Below are 13294 nucleotides of genomic sequence, written 5' to 3'. Positions count from 1 at the left end.
GGCGCTAAAGCATGATGAGGATAGGTTGAATTGGAGCGGCGTCGGAGATTCACCTCTCCCTTGGGAGAGGTAAACCGACCCGAGCGCAAGCCGATTCAAGCTAACTTCTTCCCGCTTTACGTCGCCGCTGTCGTCACGCCGCCGTCGACCACGATGGTCTGGCCGGTCATGAAGGTCGAGGCATCGGAAGCGAGATAGGCCACTGCGCCCGCGATCTCGTCGGGCTCGCCGATGCGGCGGAGCGGCGTCGAGGCGGTGCGGCGCTTCAGATTGTCCGGATCCTCCCACAGCGCGCGGGCGAAGTCGGTCTTCACGAGGCCCGGCGCCACGCAATTGACGCGCACGCCCTTCGGCCCCCATTCGCCGGCGAGGCTGCGGCACAGCGCGAAGTCCGCCGCCTTGGAGATGCCGTATGCGCCGATCACCGTCGAACCCCGAAGTCCGCCGATCGAGGAGATGATGACGACCGAGCCTTTGCCGCGCTCGGCCATCTGCGGGATCGCCAATGCTGACAGCCAGATGTTGCTCTTGACGTTCGAGCCCATGATCTTGTCGAAGGCTTCATCCGTGATGTCGAGCAGCGGACCGTAATAGGGATTCACCGCGGCGTTGCAGACCAAGATGTCGATCTTGCCGTAGTGCTTGATCGTGCCCGAGACCAGCCCTTCGACCTCGTTGCGGCGCGCGATGTTGCAGGGGATGACGAGCGCATCGCCGCCGGCCTTCTTGATGCCGTCGGCGACCTCCTGGCAGGCGTCCGCCTTGCGCGAGGAGATCACGACCTTGGCGCCGAGTTTTGCCAACAGCTCCGCCGAGGAGCGGCCGATGCCGCGGCTCGAGCCGGTGACGACCGCGACCTGGCCGGTGAGATCGAACGGGGTGTTTTTCATTGTTGTTTCCTCCCGGATGGGCCGTCATTCCGGGGCGCGACGCAGTCGCGAACCCGGAATCCATCAGGCCGCATCATTGGTGGTGAAATGGATTCCGGGCTCGCCGCTTCGCGGCGCCCCGGAATGACGAGTTACGCCAGCAGCCCGCCGCCCTCGCTGACGCGACGGAGGTGGTAGTCGGTGTCGCCGAGCGTGTTCTCGATCATGGTCAGCCGCTTGAAGTAGTGGCCGATCTTGGCTTCCATGGTCATGCCGATGCCGCCATGAAGCTGGATCGACTGCTGGCCGACGAACTTCAGGGATTTGCCGACCTGCACCTTGGCGGCCGCGACCGCGGACGAACGCTCCTTGGCATCGGTGAAGTCCGACGCCATGGTCGCGAACATCGACATGCTGCGGGCCTGCTCCAGCGCCACGAACATGTCGGCGGCACGGTGCTGCAGGCTCTGGAACGAGCCGATCGCAACGCCGAACTGCTTGCGGGTCTTGATGTACTCGACGGTCTCCTTCAGCGACTCGTCCATCGCGCCGACGGCTTCCGCGCACAGCGCAATGCGGGCTTCGTCCGCCACGCGCTCGATCAGCGGCAGGCCGTTCTCGGGATCGCCGATCGCAGCATCCGCACCGACCTCGACATTGGTGAACGTGATGTCGGCCGCGTGCAGGCCGTCCTGGGTCGGATAGCCCTTCCTGGTGACGCCCTTGGCGTCCGCCGGCACCAGGAACACGCCGATGCCGGTCTTGTCGCGCTGGCCGCCCTTGGTACGCGCGGTCACGATCAAGGTGTCGGCGTTCTCGCCGTTCAGCACGACGAACTTCTCGCCGTCGATCACCCAACCGTCGCCCTTCTTCTTCGCCGTGGTCACGACGTCGAACAGGTCGTAGCGCGAGTTCTTCTCGAGCTGGGCGAAGCCGAAGGTCTTGCTGCCGTCGATGATGCCGGGAATGTACCTGGCCTTCTGCTCGGCCGAGCCGCCATGGCGCAGGAAGCCGCCGGCGACCACGACGGTGGCGAGATAGGGCTCGACCACCAGTGACTTGCCGAGCGCTTCCATGACGATCATGGTCTCGACCGCGCCAGCGCCGAAGCCGCCGTCGGTCTCCGCGAAGGGCAGACCAAGCAGGCCCTGCTCGGCGAGCTTGCCCCAGAGCGCTTTGCTCCAGCCGCCCTTCTCCTTCATGTACTTCTTGCGCGCATCGAAGTCGTAGGCATCCGCCAGCAACCCGTCGACGCTTTCCTTGAGAAGCCGCTGCTCCTCGGACAGATCAAAATCCATGTTCGTTTCCTTAAACTGAAAGTCGTTACCGAAACCGGGACCTCTTCACCTCGCCCCGCTTGCGGGGAGAGGTCGGATCGCGAAGCGATCCGGGTAAGGGGGTATAGGTCTCTCGGCAATCATTGCTCGGAGAGATGCCCCTCACCCCAACCCTCTCCCCGCGAAGAGCGGGGAGAGGGGGAGGATCAAAGCCCCAGCACCGCCTTGCTGATGATGTTGCGCTGGATCTCGTTGGAGCCGCCGTAGATCGAAACCTTGCGGTTGTTGAAATAGCTCGGCGCGATCTGCGCGGTCCAATCCATGCTCTCGTTGGAGCCGGCGTCGCCGTGCTCGTCATAGGGCGCGGCGAACGGACCGATGATCTCCATCAGCAGCTCGGTGGTGGTCTGCTGGATCTCCGAGCCCTTGATCTTGAGCACCGAGGACGCCGGATTGGGCTTGCCCTTGCCGTGCTTGCCCTCGTCGGCGACGACGCGGAGCTGGGTCAGCTCGAGCGCCTTCAGCTCGATCTCGCAGGCCGTCAGCTTCTCGCGGAACGCCGGATCCTCGATGACAGGACGGCCGCCGGACTCGACCTTGGAGGCCAGCGCGCGGATGCGGCGCAGCCGCTCCTTCGACACGCCGACCCGGGCAATGCCGGTGCGCTCATTGCCGAGCAGGAATTTGGCGTAATCCCAGCCCTTGTTCTCCTCGCCGATCAGGTTCTCGTAGGGCACCTCGACGTCGTCGAAGAACACCTCGTTGACCTCATGGCCGCCGTCGATGGTCTGGATCGGACGCACGGTGACGCCCTTCGACTTCATGCTGAACACGATGAAGGAGATGCCCATCTGCTTCTTCGCCGCCGGATCGGTGCGGCAGAGGCAGAAGATCATGTCGGCGTGCTGGGCGAGCGTGGTCCAGGTCTTCTGGCCGTTGATGATCCACTTGTCGCCGCGGCGCTCGGCCTTGGTCTTCAGCGAGGCGAGGTCCGAACCCGAACCCGGCTCGGAGAAGCCCTGGCACCACCAGTCGTCGACATTGGCGATGCGCGGCAGATACTTCTTCTTCTGTTCCTCATTGCCGAACGTGTAGATCACAGGGCCGACCATGCTGACGCCGAAGGCGAGCGGCTGCGGCGCCGGATAGGACTGCAGCTCCTCGTTGAAGATGTAATGCTGCACGGTGCTCCAGCCGGTGCCGCCATATTCCTTCGGCCAATGCGTGACGCCCCAGCCCTTCTTGTTGAGGATGCGCCACCAGGTGACCATCTCGTCCTTCGACAGATGGCGGCCTTCCTGCAGCTTGCGCCTTGTCTCCGGCGGCACGTTGTTCTTGAAGAACTCCCGTACCTCCTCGCGAAACGCTATCTCTTCCTTGGTGAAAGCGAGATCCATCGGATCCTCCTATTGAGCGACTGATTTGGCTTGAGATGTCTTCGGCTGCTGCTGGCGCAATTCGTGACGCGACAGCTTGCCGACGGGGGTGCGCGGCAGTTCGTCGACGAACTCGACCGCCGCCGGCAGTTCATGCTTGCCGACCTTGCCGGCGAGGAACGCCCGCAGCTCGTCGATCGAGAACTCTTTCTCGCCGTCACGCAGCTTGATGAAGGCCTTGGCGGCCTCGCCGCGGTAATCGTCGGGAATGCCGATCACGATCACCTCGTGGACGGCAGGATGGGTGTAGATCGCCTGCTCGATCATCTGCGGATAGACGTTGAAACCGCCGGAGATGATCATGTCCTTCTTGCGGTCGACCAGATAGAAATAACCGTCGGCGTCCATGTAGCCGATATCGCCGGTGAGGAAGCGGTCGCCGACGAAGGCCTCGGCGGTTTCCGCCGGCCTGTTCCAGTAACCCTTGGTGACGTTCGGGCCGCGGATGCGGATTTCACCGACCTCGCCGACCGGCATCACCTTGGTGGAGTCCTCCAGCGATACCACGTCCATCTCGATGCCGGGCAGCATCAACCCGATCGAGCCCGGCTTCTCCGGGCCTTCCTTCGGGTGGCCGGTGCCGGGCGAACAGGTCTCGGTCATGCCCCAGCCGCTCTTCAGCTTCATGCCGACGCGGCGCTCGAAGATCTTGGCGACCTCGACCGGCAGCGGCGCCCCGCCGGAGCCGGCGACCACCAGCGAGGACAGGTCGCGCTTGTCGAGATCGGGCAGCGAGGCGATCGCAATCCACATCGTCGGCACGCCGGGAAACACCGTCGCGCGCTTGACCTCGATGTCGCGCATCACGGCCTCGACGTCGAAGCGCTGATGCAGCGAGATCAGATGGCCGCGCCGGATCGCCGACAGCAGCACCACGGTCAACGCGTAGATGTGAAACAGCGGCAGCACGCAGATCACGCGCTCGACCGCGTTGCGTTCGAGCCGCGCCGGCTTGCCCCAGAGGTCGTAGATCGAGACCGCCGCGGTGAGATTGCCGTGGCTGAGCATGGCCCCCTTCGGCAGGCCGGTGGTGCCGCCGGTATATTGCAGCAGCGCGACGTCCTCGACGTCGACCGCGGGCCATTGTGGCGGCTTGACTGCGCCGTCGATGAACTGCCGGTGGGTGATAACAGCGGGATTGTCGGGCAGCGCGGCTTGCTGTGTGCCGATCTTGCCCCAATGGTCATCCTCGCAAACGATCAGGCGGTCGAGCAGCCCCTTGGCGAGGAATTTCAGCGCGGTCGGCAACAGCGCCGACAGGTTGCTGGTGACCAGCACGCGCGCGCCAGAGTCCGAGAGCTTGTGCGACAACGCGATCTCGCCGTCGAGCGGTGACAGATGCACGACGCGGGCGCCGGCCTTCAGCGCGCCGAAGAAGTTGATCGGGTGATCGGGCGAGTTGCCGAGAAACAGCGCGACCGAGGCGCCTTTGCCGTAACCGGCCCGCATGAACGCGGCGGCCGCGGTCTCGACCAGGGCTTCGAGCTCGCTGTAGCTGATCTGCCGGTCGCGAAATTCGAGCACCGGACGCGCGCCGAACTCGGCGGCGGCCGTCGAGAGCAGATCCGGCAGCGTGCCGCGCGTGATCTCGTCGCTCCACCGCACGCCCTTGGGATAATATCGTTCGCCGGGATAGATCATGGATGCATCAACTGATGTGAGGTGAGCACCGGCTTGTGGGCTCCCCCTCCCCCTTGTGGGGAGGGGTTGGGGAAGAGGGTCACACGGGCAGTCCCGATGCGATCACCCCTCTCCCTAACCCTCTCCCACAAGGGGAGAGGGAACCCAGTCACTGCCGTTGTATCGCCGAACGTGATCACGCCGCCTTCGACGCTGCGGCGAGCGAGGCGAAGGTCTTGCCTTCGTCCGCAAGCTTCCTCAGCAGCGGCGCCGGCTCGAGCGAGGGATCGTTGGTCTCCTTGGCGTAGAAGGCCAGACGATCGGCGATGTGCTTGAGGCCGACGGTGTCGGCCCAGAACATCGGGCCGCCGCGATAGATCGGCCAGCCATAGCCATAGAGCCAGACCACGTCGATATCAGACGGACGCGCCGCGATGCCTTCGGCGAGGATCTTCGCGCCCTCGTTGATCATCGGGTACATCATCCGCTCGAGGATCTCGTCGTCGCTGACGACGCGCTTCTTGCGGCCGAGACGGGCCAGCGTCTCGTCGATCAGCTTCTCGACCTCCGGATCGGGCAGCGCCGCGCGCGAGCCCTGCTCATACTTGTAGTAGCCCTTGCCGGTCTTCTGGCCGAAGCGGCCGGCTTCGCACAGCGCATCCGCGATCTCCGACTTGATGCCGCGGTCCTTGCGCGAGCGCCAGCCGATATCGAGACCGGCGAGATCGCCCATCGCGAACGGGCCCATCGGCATGCCGAACTTGGTGACGACAGCGTCCACCTGCTGCGGCAACGCGCCTTCGAACAGCAGCTTCTCGGCCTGCTTGCCGCGCTGCGCCAGCATGCGGTTGCCGACGAAACCGTCGCAGACGCCGACCACGGCCGGCACCTTTGCGATCTTGCGCGCGATCGAGACGGCGGTGACCAGCGCATCCGGCGCGGTCTTGTCGGCGCGCACGATCTCGCACAGCTTCATGACGTTGGCCGGCGAGAAGAAGTGCATGCCGAGCACGTCCTGCGGACGCTTGGTCGCTTTCGCGATCTCGTCGATGTTGAGGTAGGAGGTGTTGGACGCCAGCACCGCGCCCGGCTTGGCGGACTGATCGAGCTTGCCGAACACTTCCTTCTTGACCGCCATGGTCTCGAACACCGCCTCGATGACGAGATCGGCGTCGCCGACGTTCTCGATCCCGACGACGCCGTTGATCAGCGCCATGCGCTTGGCGGGCGCGTCCGCCGGGATGCCACCGCGCGCGGCGGTCGCCTCGTAGTTCTTCTGCATGATGCCCATGCCGCGCTTGAGCTGCTCCTCGCCGGTCTCGATCAGGGTGACCGGGATGCCGGCATTGGCGAACGACATCGCGATGCCGCCGCCCATGGTGCCGGCGCCGAGGATAGCGACGCGCGCCACGTTGCGGCCTTTGGTGCCCTCGGGGATACCGGAGATCTTGGCGGCTTCACGCTCGGCGAAGAAGGCATAACGCTGCGCCTTCGACTGTTCGCCGTTCATCAGCTTGAGAAAGCCCTCGCGCTCCTTCTTCAGACCCTCCTCGAACGGCAGGTCGATCGCGGCGCCGACGGCATCGGCGGCAGCGAACGGCGCCTCGAGGCCGCGCGACTTCTTGGTCAGCGCAGCGACCGCATTGGTGAAGATCGAACGGTCGGCCTTGGCCGCGGCGAGCTTGCTGTCGTCATCGCGCAGCTTGCGCAGCGGACGTTTCTCGGCGACCACCTTGCGCGCAAACGCCTCACCGCCCGACGCCGGACCTTCGACGATCTCGTCGATCAGGCCGGCCTTCAGCGCCGCATCCGCGCTGATCGGATCACCACCGACGATCATCTTGACCGCGAGCTCGGGGCCGACCGCACGCGGCAGGCGCTGGGTGCCGCCGGCGCCCGGCAGCAGGCCGAGCTTCACCTCGGGCAGGCCGAGCTTGGCGTCCTTGGTGGCGACGCGATAGTGGCAAGCCAGCGCGACCTCGAGACCGCCACCGAGCGCCGTGCCGTGGATCGCGGCAACGATCGGCTTCGGCGAACTCTCCATCAGGCTCAGTACCTCGGCCAGGCCGGGCGGCTTCGGTGGCTTGCCGAATTCGGTGATATCGGCGCCGGCGATGAAGGTGCGGCCGGCGCAGGTCAGCACGATGCCCTGGACCTGCGCATCGTCGATCGCGCTCTTGATGCATTCGAATATCCCGCCGCGCACCGCCGCGCTCAGCGCATTCACCGGCGGACTGTTAACCGTGACGACGGCAATGTTGTCATGACGTTCGAGCTTGACGACTTCACTCACCGGGACTCTCCCTGGATGCTTGTTCTTGAACTTGTGTTGAGTAGCTGCATGACTTGCGTCGAGCCGCTGCGATCAGACCAATTTCGCACTGCGAAATTTAATTCCACATCTTGACACGGAGGGTTATTTTGAAGCACGAGCCTTGTCAACGAGCATGACAGGGGCAGGCAAGGATAGGGATGAAGCGCGCCAGCAAGAAAGCAGCGACCGATCGCAATTTCGTCGTCGCGCTTTCCCGCGGACTGGATGTCCTGCGCGCATTTCAACCCAATGACGGGCTGCTCGGCAATCAGGAGATTGCCGCCCGCACCAAGTTACCGAAGCCAACCATTTCCCGGCTGACCTACACCCTGACCAAGCTGGGATACCTTACGCCGGTACCGAAATTCGAGAAGTATCAGCTCGCGCCGTCGGCAATGGCGCTCGGCTATGCCGCGCTCGCCAATCTCGGCGTTCGGCATTTGTCCGAGCCCTATCGAGAAGAAGTGATGCGCGCGACCGGCGGCGCGGTCGCTGTCGGCGGCCGCGACCGCCACAGCATGATCTATTTCGGGCAGAGCAGGAACGGCCTGGCGCTCGGCGTGCAACTCGACGTCGGCTCGCGGGTGCCGATCGCAACCACCGCGATGGGACGTGCCTATATTTGGGCATTGCCACCTGACGAGCGTGCGGCATTATTGCGCGAGCTGCGGGATCACTATGGCAGTCGCTGGGCCAAGATGCGTGACGGCATCGAGCGCTCGGGTGAGACAGTCGCAAAACACGGCTTCACACTGTCCACCGGCGACTGGCAGAACGACGTCGCCGCAGCCGGCGTTGCGTTGAAATTGAACGACGGAACCGGTCCTTACGCGTTCAATTGCGGCGCGCCGGCATTCCGCTTCACGGAAGACAGATTGCTCAACGACATTGGACCTCGTCTTGTCGCGATGGTAAGGAACATCGAGCAGGCGCTCGGTGGAATGGCGCCGCAATCCAAAAAAGAAGAACGCAAAAAGACCAGAGTAGGAGGGAAAGTTGCACGTTTGGCCGAGGGGATCAGATAGCCTCCATCGCGTCCGGCGAAATCCATCGCAGGGCCGCTCGCACCGCGCAGAGATGGCGGGCGAGACGAGATGACGCAGGCACAGCTCGCGCAGGGGAATGATCCTCTGCTTGCGGTTCGCGACGTCAGCGTCGTGTTCGGCGGCATCATCGCATTGAATGGCGTGTCGTTCGACATGCGCCATGGGCAGATCCTCGGCCTGATCGGACCGAACGGCGCCGGCAAGACGACGCTGTTCAACTGCCTGTCGCGGCTCTATCAGCCGTCATCCGGCGACATCCTGATGGAAGGCAAAAGCATTCTGTCGCGGCCGCCGCACCGGATCGCGGAGATCGGCATCGGCCGCACCTTCCAGAACGTCGCATTGTTTCCCAATCTGTCCGTGATCGACAACGTGCGCGTCGGCGCCCATGCCCGCACCTCGAGCGACATCGTCAGCGACTCACTGCGTCTCGCCTGGGTTCGCCGCGGCGAGAGCGACATGAACAAGAAGGTGCACGACATCCTCGGCTATCTCGATCTCGAGGACGTCGCCCACACCGTGGTCTCGGGACTTCCCTTCGGCACCCAGAAGCGCGTCGAACTGGCGCGCGCTTTGGCCGCAGATCCGAAGATCCTGCTGCTCGACGAGCCGGCCGGCGGCCTCAATCACGAGGAAGTCTACGTGCTCGGCGATTTGATCCGCAAAATCCGCGATGACCGTAAAATTACGGTGTTGCTGGTCGAACATCACATGGGTCTCGTGATGTCGATCGCCGACCACGTCGTCGCGCTCAATTTCGGCCGCAAGCTGGCCGAAGGCACGCCGGCCCAGGTCCAGGCCGACCCCGACGTCATCAAGGCCTATCTGGGGAGCAAGGACCAATGACAGCGATGCTCAACGTCAAGGACCTGCGCGCCTATTACGGCCAGGTCCAGGCCCTGCACGGCCTCTCCTTCTCGCTCAACGAGGGTTCACTGACCACCCTGCTCGGCGCCAACGGCGCCGGCAAGACCACCACGCTGCGGGCGATCTGCAACATGGTGCGATCGACCGGCGCGATCGAGTTCGAGGGCAAGCCGATCGGCACCCGTTCCACCGAGAACGTGGTCCGCCTCGGCATCGCCCATGTGCCGCAGGGCCGCGGCACCTTCACCAACATGACGGTGGAGGAAAACCTGCAGCTCGGGGCCATCAGCCGCTCCGACACCAAGGCGATCGGCTCCGACATCGAGCGGATGTACGAACATTTCCCGGTGCTGAAGCAGCGCTACACCCAGCAGGCCGGCACGCTGTCGGGCGGCGAGCAGCAGATGCTTGCGGTGGCGCGCGCGCTGATGCTGCGGCCGCGCCTGATGCTGCTCGACGAGCCGTCGTTCGGCCTCGCGCCGCTGATCGTGCGCGACCTGTTCCGCATCCTCGGCAAGATCAATCGCGAGGAAAAGGTGACCATCCTGGTGGTCGAGCAGAACGCGCAGCTCGCACTCGAGCTCGCCGACCAGGCCTATGTGATCGAAACCGGACGGATCGTGATGTCGGGCAATGCCAAGGACATCGCGAACAACGAAGACGTCCGCAAATCCTATCTCGGCTACTGAGGGAGCTGGCACAATGGAGCTTTTTGCCAACCAGGTCCTGGCCGGCATCGCCACGGGCGCGATCTACGCCTGCATGGCGCTCGCGGTCGTGATGATCTACCAGGCCATCGACCATCTGAATTTCGCCCAGGGCGAAATGGCGATGTTCTCGACCTTCGTGTCCTGGCAGCTGATGCAGTGGGGCGTGCCATATTGGGGCGCCTTCGTGCTCACCGTCGCCTTTTCGTTCGCCGCCGGCATCGTCATCGAGCGGCTGCTGTTCAAGCCGCTGGCCAAGGCCCCGATCCTGACCAACGTCGCCGGCTTCATCGCGCTGTATGCGATCATCAACTCGGTCGCCGGCCTGATCTGGGACTTCACCATCAAGCAGTATCCGACGCCGTTCGGCTCCTCGCCGTTCCTCGGCAGCCAGCTGATCTCGACCCACCAGGCCGGCATGATCGGCATCACCCTCTTGATGCTGCTCCTGCTGTTCTTCTTCTTCCGCTTCACCCGGGTCGGCCTTGCGATGCGGGCGGCCGCCTCGCTGCCTGAATCGGCCCGGCTGGTCGGCATCAACACCTCCTGGATGATCGCGCTGGGCTGGGGCATGGCGTCCGCGATCGGCTCGATCGCCGGCATGATGATCGCCCCCGTGGTGTTCCTCGAGCCGAACATGATGCTCGGCGTGCTGATCTACGGGTTTGCCGCAGCGGTGCTCGGCGGCCTAAGCTCGCCGTTCGGCGCTGTCATGGGCGGCTTCCTGGTCGGCATCTTCGAGAATCTGGTCGGCACCTACATCCCCGGTGTCGGCAATGAACTGAAACTTCCGATCGCGCTTGCGCTGATCATCGTCGTCCTGGTCGTTAAACCGGCAGGCCTGTTCGGCCGCGCCATCGTCAAGCGAGTTTGATCATGAGCGCCGCTGAAGAAATCGTCACAGAAGCCGCCGCCGTCGAGGCCGTGCCGAAGCGCGCGATGACGCTGGGCTACGGCACCTCGCTCGTCGTGCTTGCCGCGCTGATCCTGATCCCGCTGTTCGTGAAGAACTTCATCATCTTCCAGATGACGATGCTTCTGATCTACGCGCTTGCGGTGATGGCGCTCAACATCCTGACCGGTGGAAGCGGCCAGTTCTCGCTCGGCCAGAGCGCGTTCTACGCCGTCGGCGCCTATACGTCGGCGATCCTGATGGAGCATGCGGGCATGAACTATGCCCTGACACTGCCGATCGCCGGCATCGTCTGCTTCGCCTTCGGCTTCCTGTTCGGCCAGCCGGCGCTGCGGCTATCGGGCGTTTACCTGGCGCTCGCGACCTTCGCGCTCGCCACCGCAATGCCGCAGCTGCTCAAGCTCGGCTATTTCGAGCACTGGACCGGCGGCGTGCAGGGCCTCGTCGTCACCAAGCCGGATGCGCCGTTCGGGCTGCCGCTGTCGCAGGACATGTGGCTCTACTACTTCACCCTGGCGGTCTCGATCGCGATCTACGTCGCCTCGGTGAACCTGCTGCGCTCGCGCTCCGGCCGAGCCTTCATGGCGATCCGCGACAACGAGATCGCGGCTTCGGCGATGGGCGTCGACGTCGCGCTGTACAAGACCCTGGCGTTCGGCGTCTCGGCCGGCATCACCGGCGTTGCCGGCGGTCTCGGCGCCATCGCGGTGCAGTTCGTGGCGCCCGACGGCTACACCATCCAGCTCGCGATCTCGCTGTTCCTCGGCATGGTGGTCGGCGGCGTCGGCTGGCTGCCCGGCTCGATCGTCGGCTCGGCCTTCATCATCTTCGTGCCGAACATCGCCGAAGGCATCTCGAAGGGCCTTTCCGGCGCGGTGTTCGGCGTGTTGCTGTTCCTCGTCATCTTCCTCGTGCCGCACGGCGCCAGGCAGGTTGCGATCGTTGCCCAGCAACTGGCCGCAAAGCTCAAGAAGAACTAAGAATCTTTAGGACCAGACCAGGAGACATTATGCTTTCTACCGTTCGGATCGCCGCGATTTCCGCGGCGATCGTCGCCGCGACGTCTACCGCGGCATTCGCCCAGAAGAAATACGACACCGGCGCAAGCGATACCGAGATCAAGATCGGCAACATCATCCCCTATTCGGGACCAGCCTCCGCCTACGGCGTGATCGGCAAGACCGAAGAAGCCTATTTCAAGATGATCAACGACCAGGGCGGCATCAACGGCCGCAAGGTCAACTTCGTCACCTATGACGACGCCTACTCGCCGCCGAAAGCGGTCGAGCAGGTGCGCAAGCTGGTCGAGAGCGACGAAGTGCTGCTGGTCTTCAACCCGCTCGGCACGCCGTCCAACACGGCGATCCAGAAATACCTGAATTCCAAGAAGATCCCGCAGCTGTTCGTCGCCACCGGCGCAACCAAGTGGAACGACCCGAAGAACTTCCCGTGGACCATGGGCTGGCAGCCGAGCTACCAGAGCGAAGCGCAGATCTATGCCAAATGGCTGATGAAGGAGAAGCCCGACGCCAAGGTCGCGATCCTCTATCAGAACGACGATTTCGGCAAAGACTACCTCAAGGGCACCAAGGACGGCTTCGGCGCCAAGGCGGCCTCCAGCATCATCATGGAGGAGAGCTACGAGATTTCCGAGCCGTCGATCGACAGCCATATCGTCAAGATCAAGGCCGCTAATCCGGACGTGCTGCTGATCTACACCACGCCGAAATTCGGCGCCCAGACTATCAAGAAGACCGCCGAGCTCGGCTGGAAGCCGCTGCAGATCATCACCAACGTGTCGGCCTCGGTCGGCAGCGTGATGCAGCCGGCCGGCTTCGACAACGCCCAGGGCGTGCTGTCGGCAGCCTACGCCAAGGACGGCGCCGATCCGCAATGGGCCAGCGATCCCGGCATGAAGAAATGGTCAGCCTTCCTCGACAAGTACATGCCGGGTGCCGATCGGACCGATGGCGGTTACGTCTACGGCTATGGCGCCGCGCAGACGCTTGCCAAGGTGCTGGAAATGTGCGGCGACGACCTCACCCGCGCCAACGTCATGAAGCAGGCGGCAAGCCTGAAGGACTTTACGCCGGACACCTTGCTGCCCGGCGTCAAGATCAACACCTCGGCTACCGACTTCGCCCCGATCGCCCAGTTGCAGATGCAGCGCTTCAAGGGTCAGAAGTGGGAACTGTTCGGTGACATCATTTCCGGCGACGTCCCCTCCGAGTGAGGTTGCACTGCG

11 protein-coding genes are annotated in these 13294 nt (G+C 64.0%); 6 read left to right on the top strand and 5 right to left on the bottom strand.

What is annotated here, in order from left to right; translation table 11 throughout:
* Positions 1 to 116: 116 nt before the first annotated feature.
* The 5 genes from ACVISU_RS24275 to ACVISU_RS24255 all read right to left on the bottom strand — a co-directional run bounded on the left by ACVISU_RS24275 (position 117) and on the right by ACVISU_RS24255 (position 7495).
* Positions 117 to 890, bottom strand: coding sequence for an SDR family NAD(P)-dependent oxidoreductase (locus ACVISU_RS24275; RefSeq protein WP_050406260.1), 774 nt, complete (start codon positions 888 to 890; stop codon positions 117 to 119).
* Positions 891 to 1021: 131 nt separating this feature from the next.
* Positions 1022 to 2167 carry a pimeloyl-CoA dehydrogenase small subunit gene (pimD, locus tag ACVISU_RS24270; protein ID WP_456708548.1) on the bottom strand — a complete coding sequence of 382 codons (1146 nt, stop codon included), beginning with the start codon at positions 2165 to 2167 and terminating at the stop codon, positions 1022 to 1024.
* 185 nt (positions 2168 to 2352) lie between these two features.
* Positions 2353 to 3543: a pimeloyl-CoA dehydrogenase large subunit gene (pimC, locus tag ACVISU_RS24265; protein ID WP_050406258.1), complete on the bottom strand. Its 1191-nt coding sequence runs from the start codon at positions 3541 to 3543 to the stop codon at positions 2353 to 2355.
* A gap of 9 nt (positions 3544 to 3552) precedes the next feature.
* Positions 3553 to 5223 carry a dicarboxylate--CoA ligase PimA gene (gene pimA / locus ACVISU_RS24260; protein ID WP_456708547.1) on the bottom strand — a complete coding sequence of 557 codons (1671 nt, stop codon included), beginning with the start codon at positions 5221 to 5223 and terminating at the stop codon, positions 3553 to 3555.
* A gap of 175 nt (positions 5224 to 5398) precedes the next feature.
* Positions 5399 to 7495 (bottom strand): 3-hydroxyacyl-CoA dehydrogenase NAD-binding domain-containing protein, encoded by a 2097-nt coding sequence (locus ACVISU_RS24255; RefSeq protein ID WP_456708546.1) that lies wholly within the window; start codon positions 7493 to 7495, stop codon positions 5399 to 5401.
* Between the two features lie 179 nt (positions 7496 to 7674).
* Between ACVISU_RS24255 and ACVISU_RS24250 the strand changes: the two genes are divergently transcribed.
* From ACVISU_RS24250 to ACVISU_RS24225, 6 genes are all read left to right on the top strand, one after another.
* Positions 7675 to 8541, top strand: a complete 867-nt coding sequence (locus tag ACVISU_RS24250) for an IclR family transcriptional regulator (RefSeq protein WP_050406255.1) — start codon at positions 7675 to 7677, stop codon at positions 8539 to 8541.
* Between the two features lie 69 nt (positions 8542 to 8610).
* Positions 8611 to 9408: an ABC transporter ATP-binding protein gene (locus tag ACVISU_RS24245; RefSeq protein ID WP_050406254.1), complete on the top strand. Its 798-nt coding sequence runs from the start codon at positions 8611 to 8613 to the stop codon at positions 9406 to 9408.
* On the top strand, positions 9405 to 10118 hold the full coding sequence (locus ACVISU_RS24240; RefSeq protein ID WP_050406253.1) for an ABC transporter ATP-binding protein: 714 nt from the start codon (positions 9405 to 9407) through the stop codon (positions 10116 to 10118). Before ACVISU_RS24245 ends, ACVISU_RS24240 begins: the two co-directional genes overlap by 4 nt.
* 13 nt (positions 10119 to 10131) lie before the next feature.
* Positions 10132 to 11010, top strand: coding sequence for a branched-chain amino acid ABC transporter permease (locus tag ACVISU_RS24235; RefSeq protein WP_024581729.1), 879 nt, complete (start codon positions 10132 to 10134; stop codon positions 11008 to 11010).
* A gap of 2 nt (positions 11011 to 11012) precedes the next feature.
* Positions 11013 to 12029: a branched-chain amino acid ABC transporter permease gene (locus tag ACVISU_RS24230; protein ID WP_456708545.1), complete on the top strand. Its 1017-nt coding sequence runs from the start codon at positions 11013 to 11015 to the stop codon at positions 12027 to 12029.
* Positions 12030 to 12058: 29 nt separating this feature from the next.
* The gene (locus ACVISU_RS24225) at positions 12059 to 13282 is read left to right on the top strand and encodes an ABC transporter substrate-binding protein (protein ID WP_456708544.1); all 1224 of its coding nucleotides are present in this window, start codon (positions 12059 to 12061) and stop codon (positions 13280 to 13282) included.
* Positions 13283 to 13294 lie beyond the last annotated feature (12 nt).

The organism is Bradyrhizobium sp. USDA 4452 (assembly GCF_054063575.1).
This window is presented reverse-complemented; position numbering and strand designations above follow the sequence as displayed.